This window comes from Bulleidia sp. zg-1013 (genome assembly GCF_019798045.1).
Lineage (GTDB): Bacteria > Bacillota_I > Bacilli_A > Erysipelotrichales > Erysipelotrichaceae > Bulleidia.
Map to the genome: position 1 here is coordinate 43,146 of NZ_JAGXEX010000003.1, position 23,088 is coordinate 66,233.

Sequence of the window (23,088 nt, forward strand, 5' to 3'; positions counted from 1 at the left end):
CAATTTCTTAAAGGCACAAACGTTCTCTTGGCTAGCCTTCCTTGTTTATCTTTAATTAAGAGAAGCTTTCAAAGATGACGATACACCTCTCAATAAGCCCGAAGCTATCTCAATTTTCATACTAATTAAAATCAGCTTTTCATTTTCCTAAGCCTCTGGTTGACTCCTTATTTCCTTTAATATATCCATTCTTAAGATCGTTGAACACGCCCCAAATGAAAGCTCTTCCCCATAAGAACTATGGCACACTTTCATACACCCGGTATTTCTTAACAAAGCCACATCCAACAAACCAGAATCATACAAGCGAACCGTTAAACTATAAATGTTTGAATCTAACTGCCGGATATTCGAAACCCCACCCAAAGCCATAAGAACATCATGAACCATTCTCTTTCGCTTACCCGAAAAGAAAATATCCAAAGCCATATGTTTGAAATAAAAGCGAGTTGCTAAAATATACAAAATCGAAAAACCAACACCAATGACTAAAATCCAAATCAAACTTTGATAAAGAAATGGTTTGCTAAAGTAATATAAATATTCGGTTAATGTGCCCGGCATTGAAATAATGGTATTAGCCTCATTCGTAAGATAGCCTAAACGAATTTGCGTTATCTGCAATACCCCATATAATAAACCATTCATACCCACATAGAAGATAAATAATAGTGGACTTAAGAACAATAATACCAACTGAATTGGCAATGAAATACCGGCCAGCCAAGAAGTCATGGTTAATACAAGATAAACTTTAATCATCTTCTTACGCTTCACTCGATTGGTTTCTAAAGAAAAGAATGTCCAAATCAAACTAGGAATGATGATTAGGTTCAGCGCATAAAAAGGAGTAAAGAAATGACCGGCTAAGGCAGTGGTTTGATCCACACTCATTTGTGCTGTCCAAATATACGCATCACCTTTAATCACTCCACCGGCTAAATTCACCCAACTACCACCATTCAAGCCGTACCAAAAAGGCTGACGAATCAAAGCCCCAAGATGAACTGTCTGTAAAACCCTATCCAAAAATCCATACAAACTCATTCGGAAAGGATTATTCGTATCCACTGCTATATACGTATTCACATGTTCCATTTCCTTAACCAAAAAAGGCCAAATAAAACCAACACCAACACCAATCACTGAAAATAATATTGCCATCTTTAATAATGACTTCATATCTACACCAATTATATTTGTTCTTTCGGTTCTTTGTATAAAAGAATAAACAGCCATTACCAATAAGACCCCAATTAAACCCGTTTGTAGAGGATAGCGCAAACTAGAACTCGTTATCGTTAAGCGGTGGATATCAAACAAATTCGCATAAGCATAATTCGGCAATGAAAAAGAAGGGGCTACCAAAGTTCCAACAATATAACTAATATAAGAAACGGTTACCTCGATTCCATCTCCCTTTTTATACGCAAATGCCAATAATACAATAAAAGGGAAATTCACCAGCACAAAACGTGCTATCTGCATCAATAACGTTCCTAAGGCAAAAATATATTCGCTTTGAAATAAAACATTGATGCCATAATAAGAATTCATCAAAACATTTGATAAACCAGATAAAAGAAGAGACAAAAGTAACGCTTCTAATGGTACTTTTAAAACATCATAAACAGAATACCAAGCTTTCATTTTCCCTCCTAACTAAAATAATGATTGTAAATTATCCAAAGGATTTAACCAGTTCGTTCTTAAAACACGAACTTTCTTTTCTTTGGAATAACGTACTTCAATATCATGAATTCCTTTTAAAGAAACCACTTTCGAGTCTGCTCCCAAAACGGCATCTTCAAAATCTTTCGATTGAAAACGAAGCACTGTATTCCACGGAAAAACGATGGGCACATTTAAAGACTGGTATTTCTGATTATGAATACCGGCAATTTCCACCATCTGCATCGCTTCTACACCATTCGCAATAACCGCTCCACCTAAAGAACGATTATAGGCAGTTGAACCAACTTGTGTACTAATACACACACCTGAACTTCTTAAATTCTCAAAGAAATGACCGTTTACCAACACATCTGTAATTTGCGTATGCATGACATTTTCAATACGTATTTCATTAACACCATAAATCACTTCATCATGGATGTTCGTTTCTAATAAAGGAAGAATTTGTTCGTAATAATCACCCTCTAAAGCCTCTAAATATGCATAAAAATCTTCTCGGTTATATTGCGCAAAAAAACCCAAGGTTCCCGTTTGAATGGGATAATACAAAGGTTGCACATCCACATATTCATGAGCCGCATGGATAAAAGCACCATCACCGCCAATCACAAAAACCAATTCCGGTTGGATTAAATCCTCTTGCCAACCTTTTTTAAGCATATGGTTTTGAATATCTTCTTTTAACTGCATCGATACTCCATCCGGACGAACAATGCAGACAAATTTGTTCATTTTCTTCATAAGGATAGTATACCAAGTTTCTCACTGGAATACTAAAAAACCAAGCTTTTAAAACTTGGTTTAAGAAATTATTGTACCCGGTTCCAAACCATTGACTTCCACTAAGCCAATGCGTCCTTCTTCCTTCCCCGCCAATAACATTCCTCTTGATTCCACACCCCGAATCGTTACCGGCTTTAAGTTTGCGATTACAACGACTCGCTTACCAATGACTTGACCGGGCATATAGCTTTCTGCCAAACCACTCACAATTTGGCGCACATCCCCGTTACCTAAATCCGCTGTTAATACAAACAATCTATCCGCATCCGGATGTCTTTGACAAGTCAAAACCTTCGCAACTCGTAAGTCCAATTTATTGAAATCATCCATTTCTACCATTGGTTTCTTAGGCATCGCTTTTTTCTTTTCTTCTTGAACATACTTGGCGTTGATTTCATCAATCTGTTTCGCAACCTCTTTTTCATTCAAACGTTGGAATAAAATTTCTGGTTGTTCAACCACTTGAATATCCGTTTCCAATTGACCGAACACATTGCAAGATTCAAAGGTTATTTGTTGCGTATTCAAACTAGCTAAAATTTTCTCCGAGGTTTCCGGTAAGAAAGGTCTTAATAAAATGCCCCCAATACGAATAGATTCTAATAAGTTGTAAAGAACCGTTGCTAAACGACCAATCTTTTCACCATCTTTAGCCAATACCCATGGCATTGTTTCATCAATGTATTTATTACAACGAGAGAATAATTCCAAGATAACATCCAATGCGTCCTGTACCTTTAATTCTTCCATCTTTTCTTTCACTTCCGCTACTTTGCTTAAAATGGTTTCTTTAAATTCCACATCTAATTCTTCGTCGTTGCGTGGATTAGCAACCATACCATTGAAGTACTTATTCTGCATGGAAATTGTACGATTGACTAAATTACCCATATTGTTCGCTAAATCCGAATTGATTCTTTCCAGTATCAAATCATAGGTAATATGACCATCCTGGGCAAATGGCATTTCATGCAAAAAAATATAACGCATGGCATCAACACCAAAAACATTAACCATATCATCCGCATAGATGACATTACCCAAAGACTTCGACATCTTCGATTCACCTACCATCAACCATGGATGACCAAATACCTGTTTTGGAAGTGGTAAATCCAGCGCCATCAACATAATTGGCCAATAAATTGTATGAAAACGAACAATATCTTTACCAATTAAGTGCAAATCTGCCGGCCAGTATTTTTTAAATAATGAACCATGATTTCCATCCACATCATAACCCAAACCGGTAATATAATTGCTTAAAGCATCTATCCAAACATATATAACATGCTTCGGATCAAACTCAACCGGAATTCCCCACTTAAACGAAGTACGAGAAACACTTAAATCCTGTAAACCGGGTTTTAAGAAGTTATTCACAATTTCATTCTTGCGACTTTCTGGTTGAATGAAATTAGGATGGTCTTCAATATACTTCATCAAACGATTGGCATATTTACTCATACGGAAGAAATAAGTTTCTTCTTTCATTGGTTTGACTTTACCGTGACAAACCGGGCAACAACCATCTTCGGTTAATTGGCTGGCTGTGAAGAAAGCTTCATCCTCTTCACAATACATACCCTCGTACTCACCTTTATAAATATCACCTTGATCATAGAATTTCTTAAAAATCTTTTGGACTTGTTTCTCATGGTCAGGATCAGTTGTACGAATGAAACGATCATATTGTACATTCATAACATCAAACTGTTTCTTAACAACAGTCGCTATTTCATCCACAAATTCTTTTGGTGTCTTACCTTGTTCTTGGGCTCTTTGTTCCACCTTTTGACCATGTTCATCCGTTCCGGTTTGGAAATGAACATCATAGCCTTCCATTTTCTTATAACGTGCAATTGCATCGGCTAAAACAATTTCATAAACATTACCAATATGTGGTTTGCCGGATGTATACGCAATCGCTGTTGTAATATAATATGGGTTTTTTTCGCTCATCAATGGAGTCCTCCTTGCACAAATGAGTGCTTTTTATCCATTATAACAAACTCTTAGCGCTTATTTACCTAAATAATGCTATTTCACTTGCATATTTCTTTACAATTAAAGTACAATTAGCGTGTATTTGAAACCTTAAAAATTTTCGTAATACATAGTAAGGAGATTCATTGAATGTTAACTGGAAAAGTTAAATGGTTCGACGACCAAAAAGGTTACGGCTTTATCACATCTGATGAAGAAGGAAAAGACATTTTCGTTCACTTCTCAGCCATCAAAGAAGGCGATGAAAATGGACACAAAACTTTAAAAGAAGGTCAAGCTGTACAATTTGAAGTCGAAGAAGGCGATAAGGGACCACACGCTTCAAACGTCGAAAAGTTATAATTGACATTATGATTTAAAAAAGGGTGCCAGCACTCTTTTTTAAATGACCGGCACATTTCAAAAACTTTTTAATTCTATTTAAACATATCAAAATTATAATCTTCGTATACCCTAGAAACAGGAGCGTGACCACGAATCGCTATAATCGTCTTAGCCAACATACTTGAAATAGAGATAACCTTTACCTTTGTGCTTCTAACTCTCTTTTCTTGCTCAAATGGAATTGTATCGGAGATGACCATTTCCTTAATTGGTGAATTTTCAATCTTTTCAATCGCATCACGAGAGAAAACACCATGGGTAATACCTGTGTAAATTTCTTTTGCTCCATAATCCTTTAAGATTTGACAACCAGCTACCAAAGAACCGGCCGTATCACAAATATCATCAATGACGATACAAGTCTTATCCTTGACATCACCAATCACATTTTGTGCTTCTACGGCGTTTGGTTGTGGTCTTCTCTTATCAATAATGGCAATTGGGGCACCCAAAATATCCGCCATTCGTCTGGCACGCGTCACCCCACCATGATCGGGTGAAACAACCACTAAATCTTCATTTGGAATTTGCAATGTCTTAAAATATTCTCCCAACATTGGAACAGCTGTTAAATCATCAATTGGAATATCAAAATACCCTTGAATTTGAGCAGCATGTAAATCAAAAGTAACCACACGATTAGCACCAGCCACTTGCAATAAATTAGCCACTAATTTTGAAGTGATTGGCTGACGAGGTTTTGCTTTACGATCCTGTCTGGCATAGCCGAAATAAGGCATGATAACATTGATTTCACCTGCCGAAGCTCGTTTACAAGCATCAATACAAACCAAAACTTCCATCAAATGTTCAGTTACCGGCGTGCAGGTGGATTGGACAATAAATACCGAACGACCCCGAACGGATTCTTGAGGTTCAACTAAAATTTCACCATCTGCGAAATGCTCAACCTTAATTTTTCCTAGCGGAAGATCCAATTCCTTACAAATGGATGACGCAAGACCTGTGCTAGAAGTTAGTGCGAATACAACTGTTTCTTTTAACATTGGAACTATTTCTCTCCTTAACTGTTTAGATTATAGCCCAATTTAAGCGTTTTCTAAATGGATAAAGTGCTATTTTCCATAATTTCTTTGTCTTTTACAAAAACTCCCGGGTAAAGTATCGAACCTGTATGAACAACACTATGTCCATAAATTGAGACATTTGGGTATAGAAAAACATCCGCTTCTAATTTCACATAAGGTCCAATATAGGTGTTCTCCGGATCCACCATTTGTACACCAAACTTCATCCACTTCGTATTGATTCTTCTTTGTAAGTACTTCGTTGAAGAAGCGACTTCTACCAAACTATTCAAACCTTCCACTTCGTGGGCATCTTCCACTATTTTCGCTTGCACTTGATAGCCTTTTTTACGAAATATTTCCACCACATCGGTTAAATAATATTCCTTTTGAGCATTATCGTTCCTCAATAATTCCAAAGCTTCAAATAATTTCTTTGTGCGAAACGCGTAAATCCCTGAATTGATTTCTCTTACTTTCAATTCCTCTTCACTAGCGTCTTTAGCTTCCACAATCTTTTCAACGGTTCCATCTTTTAGACGAATAACCCTTCCATATAAACCGGGATCTTCTAAGACCGCTGTTAAAACAATCATGTCACAATCTTCGGGCATGTCATATAAAGAGGCATATGTTTCTGCTCGTACATTGGGACAATCTCCGCTAGCCACTATGGTGATACCATCTTCTTCCTTTAGCTGTGTAGCCTGTTTCACAGCGTGACCTGTTCCCAGCTGTTCTGCTTGTAGTGCAAATTCGCATTGACCAGCCAATTGTTTCTCAACTTCTTCGTGCTGAAAACCAACGACGGTCACAATCCTTTCACTACCAGCCTCTTTTAAACCATCCACAACCCACTGCACCATTGGTACATCCAACAATGGATGTAAAACCTTCGCCAGCTTTGATTTCATGCGAGTTCCCTTACCACCCGCCATAATAATTGCTGAATTCATAGTTATCCCTTTAATACATGTGTTCTTCGCACAAAGTACCCTTTCCTTCTTAATTTTTTAAACGCACTATTGGTTAAATCTGCTGATTTGGTGATACCAAAAACCGTTGAACCGGAGCCGCTCATTAAACTTGCATCAAAACCTAATTCCAATAATTCTTGTTTAACTTCTTGTATTTCGGGTACAAGACGTGTCGCCACCGGTTCTAAATGGTTTCCTAAGCTGGATAAGAAAGTATCATAGTCACTTTCTTTTAAAGCCCTTGCTAATGGAAGAATATCCAAAGGTATTTTATCTTCATCCCCAATTAATTGAAAGGCTTTTTTCGTTGAAACACCATTTTTTGGTTTGACTAATAAGAGTTCAAAATTTAAATTAACTTCAATTGGTGTTAAGATTTCCCCTTTGCCTTCAACAATACAAGCTTGATTAAATAAGCAGAAAGGCACATCTGATCCCACATCCAAAGCTATTTCAATCATTTCTTTCCGACTCATATTTAATTTCAACATACGATTTAATAAACGAATGACCGCCGCCGCATCGGCTGAACCGCCGGCTAAGCCGGCTCTTACAGGAAGTTGTTTCTGAAGTGAAATAGAAAACTTATCTTCAATGTTGTAGCGATTTCTGATAATCGTTAAAGCTTGGTACATCGTATTCTTTGGATTTAAAGGAATGTATCCTTTATTACAAATTAACTCATCCACATCGGATGGCACGATTTCCACTTGATCATAGAAATCAATCGGAACCATCACCATTCTCAAATCATGATAACCATCCAATCTAGTTGACCCAACTTCTAAAGCTAAGTTGATTTTAGCGTAGGCTCTATCCCGCATATAGTACCTCAAATAAAGCTTGGTATTGACAAGCACTCAAATTCTGTGGTCTTTGACCGGCTTCAATTCCACATTTTGTTAAAGCCCAATCAATTTCTTCATTGCTGAAATTCTTTTGTAGGTTATTACGAATGGTCTTTCTTCTCTGTCCGAAACAATCCCGAACAAAACCAAAATAAGCCTCTCTGTTAAAGGATGGCATTATTGCTTTCCGCTGGAATTGAATAATCACCGAATCCACTTTAGGACTTGGATTAAAAGAACGACTTGGAACGGTAAATAGCTTCTTAATATCATAGTAACTTTGTCCCTCAACGCTTAAAGCCGAGTATTCACTATCGTTCACCTTCGCATTGAAACGATCACCCACCTCTTTTTGAACCATCACTGTAATTGTTTCAATAGCCTCTTCTGCAAACACTTTAAATAAGACAGCTGAAGTAATGTAATATGGTAAATTAGCACAAACAACAACTTTTCCATACTGTTTCTTCCATTCTTTTATTTTTTCACGCAAATCCACTTTTAAAAAATCTTGGAATTGGATTTCAACATTCTTGAATTCCGAAAAATTGTCTGCTAATACTTCTTTTAAACCCAAATCAATTTCATAGGCAATCACCTTTTTAGCAACATAGGCTAATTGTTCAGTTAGGCTACCAATACCCGGTCCAACTTCTAAAACCACCCCATCCACATTGGCTTCATTCGCCACCCGTTTTGTGATAATGGGATCCACTAAAAAATTCTGACCAAAATTCTTCTTGGCTTTTAATTGGTATTGTTCAAGAATTTCTTTGGTTCGGGATGGGGTTGAGATTGCTTTTGCCATGATTTTGTAAGCTCCTGTACTTCTTTTCTTTGTATTCCATAGTGTTGTAGACGTTTTAAAAAAGTTTTTGCGTTGGCTGTACCTATGTGCAATTGATTACCAATATATTCTCTTCTTTCACTTGCCAAAGGATTGGCACTTAAGCCTAATTCCACTAAGTCTTTCATCTCTATATCTGAGTTTTTAGTTGAAAAGGTTGTCATCACATGATGTAAAGATTGAATTAAATCCTCTGCCTTAGCATGCTCCACACCAACCTTCTTTCGTGTTTTCGCTTTATCTTTAGGAATAAAGGCTTCTTTAACGCTTGGAAATTTTTCTTTTATTTTAAAACGGATTTGATTGCCCGGGGTATCCGGATCAGTAAAAACAATCACCCCTGTTTTATGTAATGCCTTTTCAATTTGTTGAAAAACTGTTTCGGATAAAGAAGTTCCACCCGTTTCTATCGTTTCACAATCAAAGATTTCTTTTAAAGCCATCGTGTCGTGTTTTCCCTCAACGATAATGACTTCTTGTATTTTTTCTTTTTTCATTAGCTATAGTATAACCGTTTCCCAATTTCTAATTTCATAGAAACAAAATGCTTACTATCAATCAATTCCAGTTTTTTATTTAATCCCTAAATCAGTCCTTGTGCCATCATCGCTTCCGCCACTTTTTCAAAGCCGGCAATATTCGCTCCTGAAACCAAATCCCGTTTAAGACCATAACGTTCACTTGCTTGATAAGATACATCCACGATATTGTACATGATTTCCCTTAACTTTTGGTCAACTTCTTCACAGCTCCAACTTAAACGCTCACTATTTTGACTCATTTCTAAAGCCGATACCGCAACACCACCTGCATTCGCCGCTTTAGCCGGACCAACTAAAACACCATTCCCTTGCAAATAAGCAATCGCCTCATTCGTAGCCGGCATATTCGCTCCTTCGAAATAATACTGAGTGCCATTTTGAACCATGATTTCCGCAACAGATAAATCAACTTCATTTTGTGTCGCACATGGAATACAAATATCTACCTTCACTTCCCAAGGTTTCTTTCCCTCCATGAAGGCACAACCAAATTTATCGGCATACATCTTCACATTGGCGTTTTGTGAAGCCCTCATTTCTAATAAGAAATTAATCTTTTCTTTGGTATCAATTCCCTCCGGATCGTAAACATAACCATTGTGACCGGAAATTGTAACGACTTTAGCGCCCAATTCAGTTGCTTTCTTACAAACACCCCAAGCCACATTTCCATAGCCTGATACCGCAATGGTTTTCCCTTTTAACACAAGCCCTTCGTGTTCAAAAACACGTTGAATGTAATACAATACCCCAAAGCCCGTTGCTTCCGGACGAATTAAAGAACCACCAAATGTCAAGCCTTTACCCGTTAACACGCCATTATCAAAACTGTCACGAATTCTTCTGTATTGACCAAATAAATAACCAATCTCACGACCGCCTACACCAATATCACCCGCTGGTACATCCGTATTTGGTCCAATATGGCGATATAATTCGGTCATAAAAGCTTGGCAAAAACGCATGATTTCCGCATCACTCTTACCATGAGGGTCAAAATCACTCCCTCCTTTTCCGCCACCAATCGCTAAAGTGGTTAAGCTATTCTTAAAGGTTTGTTCAAAGCCTAAGAATTTTAAGACGGAAAGATTCACAGATGGATGAAATCTTAAACCACCCTTGTATGGACCAAGCACGCCATTGAATTGAATTCGATACCCTGTGTTCACATGGACCTCACCCTTATCATCGTTCCAAACAACACGGAAAAGAATTTGTCTTTCCGGTTCAACTAAGCGTTCTAATAAAGCCGCTTTTTCATATTCCGGGTGCGCTTTTACAACCGGTTCAATCGTCTTTAAAACCTCGGTGACCGATTGTAAAAACTCTGGTTGATCTTTGTGTTTTTCACACGTGTTATGGATAACACGTTGTACATATTCGTTCATGATAGCCCCCTTATTTTTAAGAATGTTTTCATTGTACACCTATCCAATCTGAATATAAATCCTTTCAAATCTTTAAAAATAGAATGAGTATTCTGATTGCTCTGTTTTTCTTCTATGAAAATTCTTTTACTTTTTAGTAAAAAAATTTAACCAATTTTGCTGAATTTGAGCTGTCATTTCTTCCTTAGAAATACCACGAAGCTCTGCCATTTTTTCAACAATGTAAGGAATATAACTAGGTTCGTTACGGTGACCACGATGGGGAACCGGAGTCATATAAGGCGCATCCGTTTCACTTAATAAATAACGAATATCCATCCCCCTAACCACCTCCGGAGCATGTTTTGCGTTTTTAAAGGTTAAAGCACCCCCAATGGCTAGGTAAAAACCAAACTTATTAAACTCCTTCGCCATTTCCGGTGAACCTGGAAAACAATGCACCAAACCACGACCACCATGAGCTTTCATAATGTCAAAAGTATCTTGTATCGCATCACGACTATGCACCAAATAAGGCTTATTCAACGCTTTCGATAACTCAATCTGTTTTGCGAACAAAAGTTTCTGTTTTTCACGAAGCTCGGGGTCACTTACCCAATGGTATTCCAAACCAATTTCACCAATCGCACTTATTTCTGGTTTTGCACATAAATCACAAAACTCTTGCCAATAGATTTCATTATTCTTTTCTAAATCCTCGGGAAAAATACCGGCCGCAATCAAGAATGGATTGCCATGGGCTTGATTGAATTCAATCGCCTTTTTCGTTTCTTCATTATCCAAGGTAATCACCATTAAATCTTTAACCCCTTGATTTAAGGCTCTTTGTAATACAACTTCACGATCTTTATCAAACTCTTCTGCCATCAAATGAAAATGACTATCTAAAAATCTCATCCTATTTACCCAAACAGAAACGAGAAAATATTTCATCCAACAAATTCTCTCGGCTTCTGCCCCCACTCATATCTTTCAAACAATTCCAGCTTTCTTGTAAATCAACCGTAACCAAATCCAATTCCATACCAGCTTCTAAAGCTTCAATCGCTTGATCCATTGCTCTTAATGAAGCCTTTGCTAAACCAATTTGACGATCATTAGCTAAAGTATCTCCATTTGCCGCAAGGACTTCTTGTTGGAATAATTCTTCTATCTTTTCAATCAATTCTTCCACATCTCCATTCGCCGCACTGATTTGAACACCATCGTACTTAGCTCCTAAGTCCTTCTTGTTATAAATAATAATTCTTGTCTTATCCTTAGTTTGTTCCAAAAGCTCTTGGTCTTCTAATGTTAATTCTTGAGAACCATCTAAAACCAATAAAATCAGCTGTGCCTGTTTCATCATTTGTTTGGATTTTTCAATACCTATTTGTTCGATTTGGTTATGGCTTTCACGAATGCCGGCAGTATCAATCAAATGCAAAGAGAAGGAACCAATGCGAATGTTTCCTTCCACAATATCTCTTGTTGTACCGGCAATATCTGTCACGATTGCTTTATCTTCTTCCAATAGTGCATTCAACAAAGAACTCTTACCAACATTTGGACGACCAACAATCGCTGTTTGGATACCATTTTTCACTACCTGTGCTTTTTCCGACCGGGTAACTAATTTCTTTAATTGATTTCGCCACACACGTGCTTTCGGTAAAATATCCGATTGCACTAATACTTCCACATCATCGTATTCCGGATAATTGATGTTCACTTCAATATGAGCAATCATTTGAATTAAGTCCTCTTCCAGCGGTTTAAGAACTCTCAGGATAGAGCCTTTTAATGTATGAATTGCCGATTTCGTATTGATTTCATCCTCCGCCACAATCAAGTCTTGAATCGCTTCCGCTTGCGATAAATCCATTTTTTCATTTAAGAAAGCTCTTTGCGTAAATTCTCCTCTTTTTGCAAGACGCGCTCCTAAGCCTAGGATTAATTGTAGAATCTTATGTGTTAAATACACACCCCCATGGCAATTCAATTCCACTACATCTTCACCGGTATACGAACGAGGATGATGAAAAACAGCAACTAAAATATCATCCACCACTTCTTCTTGCTCAAATACCTCAGCCCGCACCAAACGATAGCCTGCCACCTTAGAAACATCTTTATGACAAAGCTTTTCAACCATAGAGAAAGTGTCCGGTCCGGAAATACGAATGATGGAAACGGCCGCCATCGCATCAGCTGTAGATATTGCAACGATTGTATCATTACTCATGTTTTTTTCCTCCTAGACTTTGAATACGACCATTCCCTTCCGGTTCTAAGCCTTGATAGTGAATAGCAGGATTCGCCTTTAGAAGAAGAGCTAATAATCTTCTACCTTCCGATAAATCTTGACAAGACATTTTTACATGATCATTAAAAATGAACGTGTATTTGCCATGTTTACCTTCTTCCACTTTCATGGATTGAATATCAGAAACATTTATTTCTTGAATAACACCTTGATGATACGATAATATACGATTTTCTAAAATCCAAGACTTATCCACCATACCACCTTCTTTATAGGCATCAAGGTTTTCAATCGTCTTTAATTGTTTAGAAATACGTACTTTTCCCAGGTAATAAAAGAACATAATGACTGCTAATAAAGCAACTAGAATAATTAAAACCGTGGTTAAAGATGAATTATGTTTCTTATCTCTGATATAGGCAATCACAAAAATCAAGAAGGTTAATCCCGGTAAAATAAGAGAATATTTTAGACTATGTAACGATTGGTAATATTTTTTAATCATATAAACCTCCAAGAAAAAGCAGGCCTCTGCCTGCTCTATTTTACTATAGTTTACCAACTCGAATACGATTTAGCGCTTTTTTTAATGCGATTTCCGCTCGTCTTAAGTCAATATCCTCGCTCTTATGTTGAATTCGATTCTCAGCTCGATTTTTCGCTTGTTCGGCACGAGCTAAATCAATCTCTTCTTTAGACTCAATCGCATCGGTTAAAATTTCAGCTTTGTTTTCACGGAAATAGAATAATCCGCCTGTAACAGCGTATTCCTCTCTTTTTCCATCCAATACCGAACTCAATTTACCAATCACCAAATTGGTCACTAAGGGCATGTGGTTTGGTAAGATACCTTGTTGACCTTCTGTTGTTTCAATGGTTAGAATATCCGAATCAAATTCGCGATATAGTTTTTCAGGTGTGATTATACGACAATGAATTTTAGTCATTATAATTGTTCAGCCTTTTCTACCACATCTTCAATAGTGCCGACACTCAAGAAAGCCACCTCCGGTAAATCATCGTATTTACCATCTAGGATTTCACGGAAACTACGAACGGTATCTTTCACTTTGACATACTTACCTGGTAAACCGGAGAACTGTTCCGCTACCGAGAATGGTTGAGATAAAAAGTTACGTACACGACGAGCACGAGCAACCACTCTCTTATCATCTTCCGATAATTCTTCCATTCCTAAAATAGCAATAATATCTTGTAGTTCTTTATAACGCTGTAAAATTTCTTGCACTTCCCGTGCCACTTGGTAGTGTTCCTCACCAATCACGAGCGGATCTAACATACGTGAAGAAGAACCTAATGGATCTACCGCCGGATAAATACCCAAAGCCGCAATCGAACGATCTAAGACCAAACGAGCATCCAAGTGCGAGAACGTCGTCGCCGGCGCCGGATCCGTTAAGTCATCGGCCGGCACATAAATTGCTTGCACCGAAGTAATTGAACCTTTATCCGTTGATGTAATTCTTTCTTGCAGCTGACCCATTTCCGTTGCTAAGGTTGGTTGATAGCCAACCGCTGAAGGCATACGACCTAATAAAGCCGATACTTCTGAACCCGCTTGTGTAAAACGGAAGATATTATCGATGAATAATAACACTTCCTGTCTTTCTTCATCACGAAAATATTCAGCCATCGTTAAAGCTGTTAAAGCAACACGCATACGAGCACCGGGAGACTCATTCATTTGTCCATAAGTTAAAACCGTATTCTTTAAGACACCTGAATTTTTCATTTCATGGTACATATCGTTACCTTCACGAGTTCTTTCCCCAACCCCGGCAACAACAGAACGACCCCCATGCTCAATCGCAATATTGTGGATAAGCTCCTGCATTAAAACGGTTTTACCAACCCCGGCACCACCAAACAAACCAATCTTACCACCCTTTGCGTATGGGCAAAGTAAGTCAATAACCTTAATTCCTGTTTCAAGAATATCCGATGTTGTTCGCTGTTCAGAAAAGCTTGGTGCTTCTCTATGAATTGGTAATCTCTTGTCCGTTTGTACAGGACCTAGACCATCAATTGTTTCCCCCAGCACATTGAACATTCTACCCAGTACTTCATCACCAACCGGCACTTGGATTGGAGATCCTGTATCAAGACATTCTACGCCACGAACCAAACCATCGGTTGAAGACATCGCAATACAACGCACCACATCATCACCAACATGTTGAGCAACTTCCGCCGTCATAAAACCATCTTGGTAAGGAATGTGAATTGCATTACGAATGGCCGGTAAATGTTCCGTCGCAAATTGTATATCAATGACAGGTCCAATCACCTGTACAATCTTTCCTTTTTCCTGCATTCTTGACACCTTAACTTTCTACACTTGCGCCACCAACAATTTCAGTGATTTCCTGCGTAATCGCCGCTTGGCGTATCTTATTGTATTCGAGCTGTAATTGTTGCGATAATTCATCCGCATTATCCGTTGCTGTCTTCATTGCTATTCTTCGACTACCCTGTTCCGAAGTGGTGCTTTCTAACCAATGAGAATACAACACCGATGTTAGCATCATTGGGATCAGGGCATTTAATAGCACTTCCGGATTTGGTTCAAACAAAGTTTCAACCCTTTCTGTTTTTTGTGCAACACCATCAAAATGGAATGGTAAAATTGTCTCTACGATTGGTTCAAAACGCATCGTATTTACAAACTTTGTATGTAAAATTTGAATTTTACCAATCTTTCCTAGTTGGAAATCATACACCGCTGAATCCAATAGCTTCTTTAATTCACTAAAGATTACATGGTCTGATTCAATCTTAGCCCGAATTGGATAACCGGCTTCACGAATTAAACGACGTAAAGAAGATCCAATTAGTACAATCTCACTATCTAAAGAAACCTGTGCCTTTAATTCTTTCATCACATTCGCATTATAGCCGCCCGCTAATCCCATATCCGAACAAAACACAAACACAAGCGCCTTGTCTTGTTTGTTATGAACCATAAATGGACTTTCAATTTGTGGACTTTTCACCATAATTTCATTCACAATTGATTGTAAACGAGTGGAAAATTCACGATTACTTTCCATTCTCGAGCGTTGACGGAATAATTTCGCATTGGAAATCATTTCCATTGCCGAGGTGATTTTACGAGTACTACGAATAGAACGAATACGACCTCTAAGTGCTTGCCTTGATTCCGGCATAACTACTTAGCTCCTTTAACTAATAAGAAATCTTCTAAAACTTGTGCCATTCCTTCTTTTAAAACAGCACGTTGTTCATCGTTTAAATTCCCGGAGCTTTCAATCTCATTTAATAAGTCTGCTTTTTCCGTGTGGAAATAACGAAGAATACGATTTTCTAATTCTGAAATATCCTCTAAGTCTACTTGATCAAACACATTGTTCTTGGCCGCAAAGAGGCTTAGCACCTGATCAATCATGGAATAAGGCTTGTATTGACCTTGTTTCAATAGTTCCGTTAAATGCGCACCATGGTTGATAATCCTCTTAGTGCTATCATCCAAATCAGAACCGAATTGTGAAAATGACAGCATTTCATTGTATTGCGCCAACTCCAATTTCAAAGAAGAAGAAACTGACTTCATGGCTTTGGTTTGGGCGGCTGAACCAACACGGGATACGGATAAACCGGAGTCCACCGCCGGACGAACACCTGACGCGAATAAATCCGCTTGTAAGAAAATCTGACCATCCGTAATGGAAATGACATTCGTTGGAATATAAGCCGAAATATCGCCCGCTTGGGTTTCAATAATTGGTAAAGCCGTTAAAGAACCACCACCCAATTCATCGGATAACTTCGCGGCTCTTTCTAACAAACGAGAGTGTAAATAGAAGACATCACCAGGGTAAGCTTCACGTCCGGGCGGGCGACGTAATAATAAAGACATCGTACGATACGCTACTGCATGTTTGGATAAATCATCATAAATAATTAAGACATCCTTGCCTTGTTCCATCCATTCCTCACCCATCGCACAACCTGCGTATGGAGCTAGGTATTGTAAAGGAGCGGAAGCGCTGGCCCCTTCATTAACAATCGTTGTGTACTCTAAAGCACTATTTTCACGAAGCTTTTGTACGAAACGGGCAACCGTACTTTCTTTTTGCCCAATCGCTACATAAATGCAATACACATTCTTTCCTTTTTGGTTCAAAATGGTATCCAAAGCAATCGCTGTTTTGCCTGTTTCACGATCACCGATGATTAACTCACGTTGTCCTTTACCAATTGGAATCATGGAGTCAATCACTTTTAATCCTGTCATTAAAGGTTGAGAAACGGATTTACGTGTCATTACCCCCGGAGCAATACGTTCCACCGGTCTTGTTTTATCGCTTTGAATTGGTTTTCCACCATCAATGGCTTGCCCCAACGCATCCACAACACGTCCTAATAAAGCATCACCAACCGGTACTTCAACAATCTTGCCAGTACGACGTACCTCGTCGCCTTCTTTGATACTACGGTCATTACCTAATAACACAGCACCAATATGGTCTTCTTCTAGGTTTTGCACCATACCCATAACACCATGACCAAAGTCTAATAATTCCGAAGACATTGCTTGGCTCATACCTTGAACCATCGCAATACCATCCCCAACGCTGATGACATAGCCGACATCACTGGATTCTACTTTATTCCCATATTGTTCAATCTCTTGTTTAATGAGAGAACTAATTTCTTCCAGTCGGATATTACTCATCCTCGTACTCCTTTCAATAATTTCTGTTTTAATTGTTCGATTTGGTATTGTGTAGAAATATCCATAACTTGATTTCCTATCTTTACCTTAATTCCAGCAATTAAACTTTCATCTACTTCGTTATGAAGTAAGATTTGATAACCTGAATCCTGTTCGAGCTTTCCTTTTACTTTTTCCATCTGATTAGCGCTTAACGGTCGCGCTGAATAGACCGTTGCGACTTTCATCTTTAACTCTTCATAAGCTAATGTTTCATAAGCCTCTAGGCTATCCACTAAGTATGGAACCCGCTTACGATCTACCATCAAATGTACAAAATTTAACACATCCATTTGTAGAGCATTCTTAAAAAGACGATTCAAAAAATCGTGTTTTTCTTGTTTACTAATTCGTGTCGCTTTTAAAACACTTAATAATTTAGGCTCTCTTTGAAACACTGATTTAAGCTCTTGTACTTCCATTAAGAAAGCATTCACGCAATTCTTTTCTTTCGCTACTTCAAACAAACCTTGTCCATAGCGTATCGCCAGCTCATTATTCATGGCTATTTCCTTCCACAAATTGAGTAATCGCTTCTTCGTCTATATCCGTTGCATGTTTTTCACCAACCACCTTGGCAGTTGCACTTAAAGCCACATTCACGATTTCCGCTTTAATCGTATTTTCTAAATCACGACGTTCTTTCGCAATCTGTTCACTCGCTCTATCCTCACGAATTTTCGCTTCTTGTTGTGCTTGATCTAAGATGAGTTGACGTTCTTGTTTCGCTTGGACGGTTGCTTTTTCAACCATTTCTTGCGACTTTAAAGAAGCCCGTTCCAACTGTTTCTTTGCCAACTCACGATCGCTTTCAGCCTGTGCTTTTGCGGATTCACCAGCCAATAAATCAGACTGCAATTTATCGGATCTTTTTTGTAAATAAGCTTGAATGGATTTCCAAAGAAATTTACGCATCAATAGAAATAAGACGAAAGTACTCAGCAATTGCGCAATCAATGTAAATACGTTTGGAATTAATTGATTGACAATATTGATTGACATTCAAAATCTCCTTAGTAAGCGAAGATAAGTAACACCGCAATAAACAAGCCGTAAATCGCACAAGTCTCTGATAAAGTAATACCTAAAATCATTGTTGAACGAATTTTGGATTCAGCTTCTGGATTTTTACCAATGGCATCACATGCGTGAGCCGCAACAGTCGCTTCTCCTAAACCTGTTAAAAATCCTGTAAATACAGCAATCGCTGCCCCGATAGCAATTAAACCTTTTTCCATAATATCCTCCTTAATTTTTTTCTGTATCTGGAATTTCGTTACCAATCAAAATGATTGTTAATGTAACAAATACGAGTGTCTGGATAAAACCGGCAAATAAATCGAAATAGATATGCAAGAGTGGCGCCATAATAGGAGCCATAAAGTTAAAGTTTGAACTCGCTCCAAACAAACCAACAATCGCTTTCGAAAGATTTTGGGTTCCCATATAAACCAGTTGCATCATAATCGAGCCACAAGTAATATTACCAAAAAGACGCATGGCCATGGATAACATCGTTGAGAATTTACCCATAATATTCATTGGTAGCATTACCGGGATTGGCTCAAAAAAGCTTTTAAAGTATGCTTTTACACCACTGTATCTAAAGATAGTGATTTGAATCAGAACCCAAGTAATAAACGATAACAGAATGGTTACCGAAAAGTTTGATGTTGGACTTTCAATGCCAAACAATCCGGAAATATTACTTAAGAAGATATACATCCAAAGCACTAAGATATATGGTGTCAGCATCTTAGCTTTCTCTTCCCCCAAGGAAGCCTTCGCAGTATTTAATATCATCGTTGCCAAACTCACAATGACCGTCACAAACATGGACGGCTTTGCCATCGGATCTGCATGATCAACTTTTTTTGAAGTAAAGATAATCAAAAAAGCAACTACGACAGTAATAATCGCAATATTAAACACTGTTGTTTGTAGTTCCATACACCCTCCTTTCTAAATCACTTCCGATAGATAAATACTTATTTTTACACTTAATAAACCGGCGAAACAAGTAAAGATATTACTTACCATCGGAAAGACAACCGAAAAAAGCATGGCGACTGCCATCAATAGATAATTTACTCCAAAATGAGCGTTTGCGCCACTTGAAATGCCATTCTCTAAACTTCTTTTCGCAAAATTTTTCGTTGTTTCCAAGCAAATTCTCGAAATAAAACAACCCAGAAGCCAACCGAGTAAATATTTTGGACCTAAAAAGATAGTCAAACAACCCACCAAACTAATCCACATCCATGTCTTTTCGATTTTCATAAGTATTATTCTACTCTTTTCTAAACAAAAACATAGGGGAAATGTTCATTTTTTAATAATCATTTCCCCTAGTTTCTATTATTCTTGATCCAAACAATGCAATAAAGCTAAAATGCGATTTAAATCCTCATTACCTTCATACGAAATTGAAATCTTTTTATGACTTAATTCCACCTTGGTTCCTAACTTACGACTCATTTGGTTTTGAATATCCATTAACTGTGGATCTTTTTTCACTTTCACAAGAAGCGGCTTCTTATCATCAGCCCCCTTAGCACATAATTTCTCTGCCTCACGAACCGATAGACTTTCATTGACCATTTTATGTGCTAAACGAATCATTTCATTTTCATCTTGTAGCGTTAATAAAGGGCGTACATGACCAACCGTTAATTCTTGGTTCTTCAATAAAGATTGCACTTCTGGTGGCAACTTTAATAAACGAAGTATATTGGCACAATAAGCTCTGGACTTACCCACTCTTTCCGCTAATTTTTCTTGGGTATAATCCAATTTATTCATTAAGGTTTGAAAGCCAAAAGCTTCTTCAAGTGGACTTAAATCTTCTCTTTGAATATTTTCTAATAAGGAAATTTCCATCATCTGTTCATCATTAAAATCCACAATGATAACCGGTACTTTTTCCAAGTGAGCCATCTTAGCGGCTCTTAATCTTCTTTCACCGGCAACGAGTTGATAGTCGCTTCTTCGCTTAATCACCAATAACGGTGTGAAGATACCATGCTCTTGAATGGACTTGGCTAAATCCTCCAATGCCTTTTGGTCAAACTCTTTTCTTGGCTGATAAGGGTTTGGTTGAATTTTATCAACCGGAATCTCATCCTGTTTGGTTGACACAAAATCCTGTGATCCATTTTCAATTTGACTCATCAATTGGGAAACATCCGTTCCAAACAAAGAATCCAACCCACGTCCCAATCCATTTTTCTTTTTATCCGGCATTCTTTCGTCCCCTTTCATTTTGTGCAACAACTTCTTGAGCTAAAGATAAATAGGCCTTCGCTCCGGCACAATTAAAGCTATAACTAAAGATATCTTGCCCTCGGGCCGGGGCTTCAGCCAAACGAACATTTCGTGGAATATAGCTTTGGTAAACCTTTTCTTTAAAACATTTGCGCACTTCTTGTTGCACTTCAACCGAAAGCTTTGTGGTCGCATCGTACATTGTTAATAAGATACCATCAATGGTTAACTTTGGATTCCAAAGTCTTTGTACCAAACGAATTGTCGCTAACAATTGGGTTAAGCCCTCTAAAGCAAAGTATTCGCACTGAACAGGAATAATCACTGAATCCGCGGCTGTTAAAGCATTGGTATTCAATAAACCCAAGGCTGGTGGGCAATCAATAATAATATAATCGTATTGGTTACGAGTCACTTCCAGTTTGTTTTTAAGAAGCTGTTCACGACCAACATCGTAATTCACCATATCAATATCGGCACCACTTAAGTCAACGGTTGATGGTAACACATCCATTGGCGGCATATCCAAACTCACCTTGACATCGTCCACAGCCTCTTCACGCATCAATACATCGTAGACTGTTTTTTGAAATCCACTTTTACTAGCACCAATTCCATGCGTCGCATTCCCTTGGGGATCAAAGTCAACTAGTAAGACTTTTTTCTTTGCGTAGGCTAAACCGGCCGCCAAACTCATAGCCGTTGTGGTTTTTCCTACACCACCTTTTTGATTGGTTATCGCAATAATCTTTCCCATAGAATCCCTTCTTTTACTTCTTCATGGAGATGATGATTTTCACATCGTCCCCTTCTTCTATCACATGAGACTTTAAATCTAAGCCCATATTCTTCAACTGTTCGACTTGATAGTTAATTGTGTTAATCGCTAATTTAATATTCTTCGCATAGCCTCGTTTCAAATGAATTTTCTTTATCTTTTTTGTTTTATTCATATCCGATAAATAAACTTCACTTTGACGAACATTCAAGCCATTATCGACAATATAGTGATAAGCTTCTTTTTGTTTATCTTCCGGAATTGTCAATAAAGCACGCGCATGACGCTCGGTAATCTTATTGTTAATAACACCTTGTTGAATTTCTTCCGGTAAGTTTAATAAACGAATTTTATTGGCAACGGAAGATTGGCTTTTCCCTATCTTGCGTGCCATTTGTTCCTGAGTTAAGGAAGCTTGACGCATTAATTCCACATAACTCTTCGCTTCTTCAACGGCACTAAGATTTTCACGCTGAACATTTTCAACCAAAGCCATCTGGGCGGCTTGTTCTTCCGTTGGTGTCATGACAAAACTAGGAATGGTCGCATAACCTAAATATTCACAAGCACGAAAGCGCCTTTCGCCAGCAATAATTTCATATTGATTGCCCATATGACGAACGGTAATTGGTTGAATTAACCCCGTTTCTTGAATGGATTGAGCCAACTCTTTTAAAGCCCCTTCATCAAAATGTAAACGCGGTTGATAGCGAGATGGAAGCACCTTATCCATGGGAAGCTGGACAATTCGTGATTCATCTTTCTTTTCAAATAAGTCAAAAATAGTTGCCATACTTCCTCCTACAATGGTTTCTTTTTCATTTGGCCATAATTTCTTGGATATTTTTTGTTAGTTATTTGTTTTTTTTGGAATAAAAGATTCACTCTTTTTTCATTCTGACCGATTGTTTCTTCTTGTTTTTCAATCAATTGAACATCCAATACATCTAAAGCATGTTTAGCTACTTCTAATTCTTGCCTGCCTTGTTTCCCTTTTAAAGCCAAAAAGTAACCATGGACTTGAATCAAAGGAACACAAAGCTCGGATAATAACGATAAATTTGATACCGCTCTAGCGGTCACACCGGCAAATTCTTCCCGATGATTTTTAACATAATCTTCCGCTCTTTCGTTCACCACTTTAATTTTTTCTAAATGAAGTTCATCAATCACATATTGCAAAAATTGACATCTTTTACCCGTTGGTTCAATTAACGTCATTTCTAACTCCGGTTTCATAATCTTCCAAACCAAACCCGGAAAGCCGGCCCCTGAGCCCACATCCGCCCAACGACCTTGAATAAGCTTATTTTTTAAAGGCAGAATACAATCCCAAAAATGTTTCTCAATAATCTGTTCTTCCTCAACGATAGCGGTTAAGTTCATCCTTTCATTCCACTCTCTTAGAAAGGAAGAATATTGTTGAAATGCGACAATAGGACAATCCAAACCAATCGTTTGACAATTTTGACTTAGTTCTTGATAATTCATACCTACTCCATTTTAACACTATCTATACAAATGAGCGAACGAAAATTGTGGGAAA

The 23,088-nt window shown here is 37.9% G+C and carries 26 protein-coding genes; 1 reads left to right on the plus strand and 25 read right to left on the minus strand.

Features of this window, described 5'->3' with window-relative positions:
• Positions 1-147 precede the first annotated feature (147 nt).
• The 3 genes from K7I92_RS03500 to metG are packed head-to-tail and all read right to left on the minus strand — an operon-like array spanning position 148 to position 4,440.
• Entirely contained in the window at positions 148-1,650 is a 1,503-nt protein-coding gene (locus tag K7I92_RS03500) for a hypothetical protein (protein ID WP_220282078.1), read from the minus strand.
• Between the two features lie 12 nt (positions 1,651-1,662).
• Positions 1,663-2,436 (minus strand): hypothetical protein, encoded by a 774-nt coding sequence (locus K7I92_RS03505; RefSeq protein WP_220282079.1) that lies wholly within the window; start codon positions 2,434-2,436, stop codon positions 1,663-1,665.
• Positions 2,437-2,496: 60 nt separating this feature from the next.
• Positions 2,497-4,440, minus strand: a complete 1,944-nt coding sequence (metG, locus tag K7I92_RS03510; RefSeq protein WP_304502892.1) for a methionine--tRNA ligase — start codon at positions 4,438-4,440, stop codon at positions 2,497-2,499.
• 174 nt (positions 4,441-4,614) lie between these two features.
• Between metG and K7I92_RS03515 the strand changes: the two genes are divergently transcribed.
• Positions 4,615-4,827 (plus strand): cold-shock protein, encoded by a 213-nt coding sequence (locus K7I92_RS03515; RefSeq protein WP_203245067.1) that lies wholly within the window; start codon positions 4,615-4,617, stop codon positions 4,825-4,827.
• Between the two features lie 74 nt (positions 4,828-4,901).
• Here the strand turns inward: K7I92_RS03515 and K7I92_RS03520 are convergent, their stop codons facing one another.
• The 22 genes from K7I92_RS03520 to rsmG all read right to left on the minus strand — a co-directional run bounded on the left by K7I92_RS03520 (position 4,902) and on the right by rsmG (position 23,033).
• Positions 4,902-5,876, minus strand: a complete 975-nt coding sequence (locus tag K7I92_RS03520) for a ribose-phosphate pyrophosphokinase (protein WP_203245066.1) — start codon at positions 5,874-5,876, stop codon at positions 4,902-4,904.
• Positions 5,877-5,929: 53 nt separating this feature from the next.
• Positions 5,930-6,853: an NTP transferase domain-containing protein gene (locus tag K7I92_RS03525; protein ID WP_220282081.1), complete on the minus strand. Its 924-nt coding sequence runs from the start codon at positions 6,851-6,853 to the stop codon at positions 5,930-5,932.
• 2 nt (positions 6,854-6,855) lie between these two features.
• Positions 6,856-7,698, minus strand: a complete 843-nt coding sequence (locus K7I92_RS03530) for a 4-(cytidine 5'-diphospho)-2-C-methyl-D-erythritol kinase (protein ID WP_220282082.1) — start codon at positions 7,696-7,698, stop codon at positions 6,856-6,858.
• Entirely contained in the window at positions 7,688-8,530 is an 843-nt protein-coding gene (gene rsmA, locus K7I92_RS03535) for a 16S rRNA (adenine(1518)-N(6)/adenine(1519)-N(6))-dimethyltransferase RsmA (RefSeq protein WP_220282083.1), read from the minus strand. The genes K7I92_RS03530 and rsmA overlap by 11 nt, the downstream gene beginning before the upstream one ends.
• Complete coding sequence (gene rnmV, locus K7I92_RS03540) at positions 8,470-9,066, minus strand: ribonuclease M5 (RefSeq protein WP_220282085.1); 597 nt, start codon at positions 9,064-9,066, stop codon at positions 8,470-8,472. The genes rsmA and rnmV overlap by 61 nt, the downstream gene beginning before the upstream one ends.
• 86 nt (positions 9,067-9,152) lie before the next feature.
• Positions 9,153-10,499, minus strand: coding sequence for an NADP-specific glutamate dehydrogenase (gene gdhA / locus K7I92_RS03545; protein ID WP_220282086.1), 1,347 nt, complete (start codon positions 10,497-10,499; stop codon positions 9,153-9,155).
• A 126-nt stretch (positions 10,500-10,625) separates the two neighbouring features.
• On the minus strand, positions 10,626-11,432 hold the full coding sequence (locus tag K7I92_RS03550) for a TatD family hydrolase (protein WP_220282088.1): 807 nt from the start codon (positions 11,430-11,432) through the stop codon (positions 10,626-10,628).
• Entirely contained in the window at positions 11,398-12,723 is a 1,326-nt protein-coding gene (mnmE, locus tag K7I92_RS03555; protein ID WP_220282089.1) for a tRNA uridine-5-carboxymethylaminomethyl(34) synthesis GTPase MnmE, read from the minus strand. The genes K7I92_RS03550 and mnmE overlap by 35 nt, the downstream gene beginning before the upstream one ends.
• A complete protein-coding gene (locus tag K7I92_RS03560; RefSeq protein WP_220282090.1) occupies positions 12,716-13,249 on the minus strand; it encodes a hypothetical protein in 534 nt (177 codons plus the stop codon). Before K7I92_RS03560 ends, mnmE begins: the two co-directional genes overlap by 8 nt.
• Positions 13,250-13,292: 43 nt before the next feature.
• The gene (gene atpC, locus K7I92_RS03565; protein WP_220282091.1) at positions 13,293-13,691 is read right to left on the minus strand and encodes an ATP synthase F1 subunit epsilon; all 399 of its coding nucleotides are present in this window, start codon (positions 13,689-13,691) and stop codon (positions 13,293-13,295) included.
• Positions 13,691-15,079, minus strand: a complete 1,389-nt coding sequence (gene atpD / locus K7I92_RS03570) for a F0F1 ATP synthase subunit beta (protein ID WP_220282092.1) — start codon at positions 15,077-15,079, stop codon at positions 13,691-13,693. Before atpD ends, atpC begins: the two co-directional genes overlap by 1 nt.
• Before the next feature lie 10 nt (positions 15,080-15,089).
• Complete coding sequence (gene atpG, locus K7I92_RS03575) at positions 15,090-15,932, minus strand: ATP synthase F1 subunit gamma (RefSeq protein ID WP_220282093.1); 843 nt, start codon at positions 15,930-15,932, stop codon at positions 15,090-15,092.
• Between the two features lie 2 nt (positions 15,933-15,934).
• Complete coding sequence (atpA, locus tag K7I92_RS03580) at positions 15,935-17,461, minus strand: F0F1 ATP synthase subunit alpha (RefSeq protein WP_220282094.1); 1,527 nt, start codon at positions 17,459-17,461, stop codon at positions 15,935-15,937.
• A complete protein-coding gene (gene atpH / locus K7I92_RS03585) occupies positions 17,458-18,003 on the minus strand; it encodes an ATP synthase F1 subunit delta (RefSeq protein ID WP_203245054.1) in 546 nt (181 codons plus the stop codon). The genes atpA and atpH overlap by 4 nt, the downstream gene beginning before the upstream one ends.
• Positions 17,996-18,502: an ATP synthase F0 subunit B gene (locus K7I92_RS03590; RefSeq protein ID WP_203245053.1), complete on the minus strand. Its 507-nt coding sequence runs from the start codon at positions 18,500-18,502 to the stop codon at positions 17,996-17,998. The genes atpH and K7I92_RS03590 overlap by 8 nt, the downstream gene beginning before the upstream one ends.
• Positions 18,503-18,513: 11 nt before the next feature.
• Positions 18,514-18,738: a F0F1 ATP synthase subunit C gene (locus tag K7I92_RS03595; protein WP_203245052.1), complete on the minus strand. Its 225-nt coding sequence runs from the start codon at positions 18,736-18,738 to the stop codon at positions 18,514-18,516.
• 10 nt (positions 18,739-18,748) lie between these two features.
• The gene (locus K7I92_RS03600; protein WP_220282095.1) at positions 18,749-19,450 is read right to left on the minus strand and encodes a F0F1 ATP synthase subunit A; all 702 of its coding nucleotides are present in this window, start codon (positions 19,448-19,450) and stop codon (positions 18,749-18,751) included.
• Between the two features lie 12 nt (positions 19,451-19,462).
• Positions 19,463-19,780, minus strand: coding sequence for a hypothetical protein (locus K7I92_RS03605; protein WP_220282096.1), 318 nt, complete (start codon positions 19,778-19,780; stop codon positions 19,463-19,465).
• Between the two features lie 78 nt (positions 19,781-19,858).
• Entirely contained in the window at positions 19,859-20,743 is an 885-nt protein-coding gene (locus K7I92_RS03610) for a ParB/RepB/Spo0J family partition protein (RefSeq protein WP_203245049.1), read from the minus strand.
• A complete protein-coding gene (locus K7I92_RS03615) occupies positions 20,733-21,521 on the minus strand; it encodes a ParA family protein (RefSeq protein ID WP_203245048.1) in 789 nt (262 codons plus the stop codon). The genes K7I92_RS03610 and K7I92_RS03615 overlap by 11 nt, the downstream gene beginning before the upstream one ends.
• A 13-nt stretch (positions 21,522-21,534) precedes the next feature.
• Positions 21,535-22,335, minus strand: coding sequence for a ParB/RepB/Spo0J family partition protein (locus K7I92_RS03620; protein ID WP_203245047.1), 801 nt, complete (start codon positions 22,333-22,335; stop codon positions 21,535-21,537).
• Between the two features lie 8 nt (positions 22,336-22,343).
• On the minus strand, positions 22,344-23,033 hold the full coding sequence (rsmG, locus tag K7I92_RS03625) for a 16S rRNA (guanine(527)-N(7))-methyltransferase RsmG (protein ID WP_203245046.1): 690 nt from the start codon (positions 23,031-23,033) through the stop codon (positions 22,344-22,346).
• Between the last annotated feature and the right edge of the window lie 55 nt (positions 23,034-23,088).

What these genes read in the sequence shown, in the direction of transcription:
- K7I92_RS03500 (WP_220282078.1), bottom strand. Translation starts at nt 1,650, where the DNA reads ATGAAAGCTTGGTATTCTGTTTATGATGTTTTAAAAGTACCATTAGAA.
- K7I92_RS03505 (WP_220282079.1), bottom strand. Translation starts at nt 2,436, where the DNA reads ATGAAGAAAATGAACAAATTTGTCTGCATTGTTCGTCCGGATGGAGTA.
- metG (WP_304502892.1), bottom strand. Translation starts at nt 4,440, where the DNA reads ATGAGCGAAAAAAACCCATATTATATTACAACAGCGATTGCGTATACA.
- K7I92_RS03515 (WP_203245067.1), top strand. Translation starts at nt 4,615, where the DNA reads ATGTTAACTGGAAAAGTTAAATGGTTCGACGACCAAAAAGGTTACGGC.
- K7I92_RS03520 (WP_203245066.1), bottom strand. Translation starts at nt 5,876, where the DNA reads ATGTTAAAAGAAACAGTTGTATTCGCACTAACTTCTAGCACAGGTCTT.
- K7I92_RS03525 (WP_220282081.1), bottom strand. Translation starts at nt 6,853, where the DNA reads ATGAATTCAGCAATTATTATGGCGGGTGGTAAGGGAACTCGCATGAAA.
- K7I92_RS03530 (WP_220282082.1), bottom strand. Translation starts at nt 7,698, where the DNA reads ATGCGGGATAGAGCCTACGCTAAAATCAACTTAGCTTTAGAAGTTGGG.
- rsmA (WP_220282083.1), bottom strand. Translation starts at nt 8,530, where the DNA reads ATGGCAAAAGCAATCTCAACCCCATCCCGAACCAAAGAAATTCTTGAA.
- rnmV (WP_220282085.1), bottom strand. Translation starts at nt 9,066, where the DNA reads ATGAAAAAAGAAAAAATACAAGAAGTCATTATCGTTGAGGGAAAACAC.
- gdhA (WP_220282086.1), bottom strand. Translation starts at nt 10,499, where the DNA reads ATGAACGAATATGTACAACGTGTTATCCATAACACGTGTGAAAAACAC.
- K7I92_RS03550 (WP_220282088.1), bottom strand. Translation starts at nt 11,432, where the DNA reads ATGAAATATTTTCTCGTTTCTGTTTGGGTAAATAGGATGAGATTTTTA.
- mnmE (WP_220282089.1), bottom strand. Translation starts at nt 12,723, where the DNA reads ATGAGTAATGATACAATCGTTGCAATATCTACAGCTGATGCGATGGCG.
- K7I92_RS03560 (WP_220282090.1), bottom strand. Translation starts at nt 13,249, where the DNA reads ATGATTAAAAAATATTACCAATCGTTACATAGTCTAAAATATTCTCTT.
- atpC (WP_220282091.1), bottom strand. Translation starts at nt 13,691, where the DNA reads ATGACTAAAATTCATTGTCGTATAATCACACCTGAAAAACTATATCGC.
- atpD (WP_220282092.1), bottom strand. Translation starts at nt 15,079, where the DNA reads ATGCAGGAAAAAGGAAAGATTGTACAGGTGATTGGACCTGTCATTGAT.
- atpG (WP_220282093.1), bottom strand. Translation starts at nt 15,932, where the DNA reads ATGCCGGAATCAAGGCAAGCACTTAGAGGTCGTATTCGTTCTATTCGT.
- atpA (WP_220282094.1), bottom strand. Translation starts at nt 17,461, where the DNA reads ATGAGTAATATCCGACTGGAAGAAATTAGTTCTCTCATTAAACAAGAG.
- atpH (WP_203245054.1), bottom strand. Translation starts at nt 18,003, where the DNA reads ATGAATAATGAGCTGGCGATACGCTATGGACAAGGTTTGTTTGAAGTA.
- K7I92_RS03590 (WP_203245053.1), bottom strand. Translation starts at nt 18,502, where the DNA reads ATGTCAATCAATATTGTCAATCAATTAATTCCAAACGTATTTACATTG.
- K7I92_RS03595 (WP_203245052.1), bottom strand. Translation starts at nt 18,738, where the DNA reads ATGGAAAAAGGTTTAATTGCTATCGGGGCAGCGATTGCTGTATTTACA.
- K7I92_RS03600 (WP_220282095.1), bottom strand. Translation starts at nt 19,450, where the DNA reads ATGGAACTACAAACAACAGTGTTTAATATTGCGATTATTACTGTCGTA.
- K7I92_RS03605 (WP_220282096.1), bottom strand. Translation starts at nt 19,780, where the DNA reads ATGAAAATCGAAAAGACATGGATGTGGATTAGTTTGGTGGGTTGTTTG.
- K7I92_RS03610 (WP_203245049.1), bottom strand. Translation starts at nt 20,743, where the DNA reads ATGCCGGATAAAAAGAAAAATGGATTGGGACGTGGGTTGGATTCTTTG.
- K7I92_RS03615 (WP_203245048.1), bottom strand. Translation starts at nt 21,521, where the DNA reads ATGGGAAAGATTATTGCGATAACCAATCAAAAAGGTGGTGTAGGAAAA.
- K7I92_RS03620 (WP_203245047.1), bottom strand. Translation starts at nt 22,335, where the DNA reads ATGGCAACTATTTTTGACTTATTTGAAAAGAAAGATGAATCACGAATT.
- rsmG (WP_203245046.1), bottom strand. Translation starts at nt 23,033, where the DNA reads ATGAATTATCAAGAACTAAGTCAAAATTGTCAAACGATTGGTTTGGAT.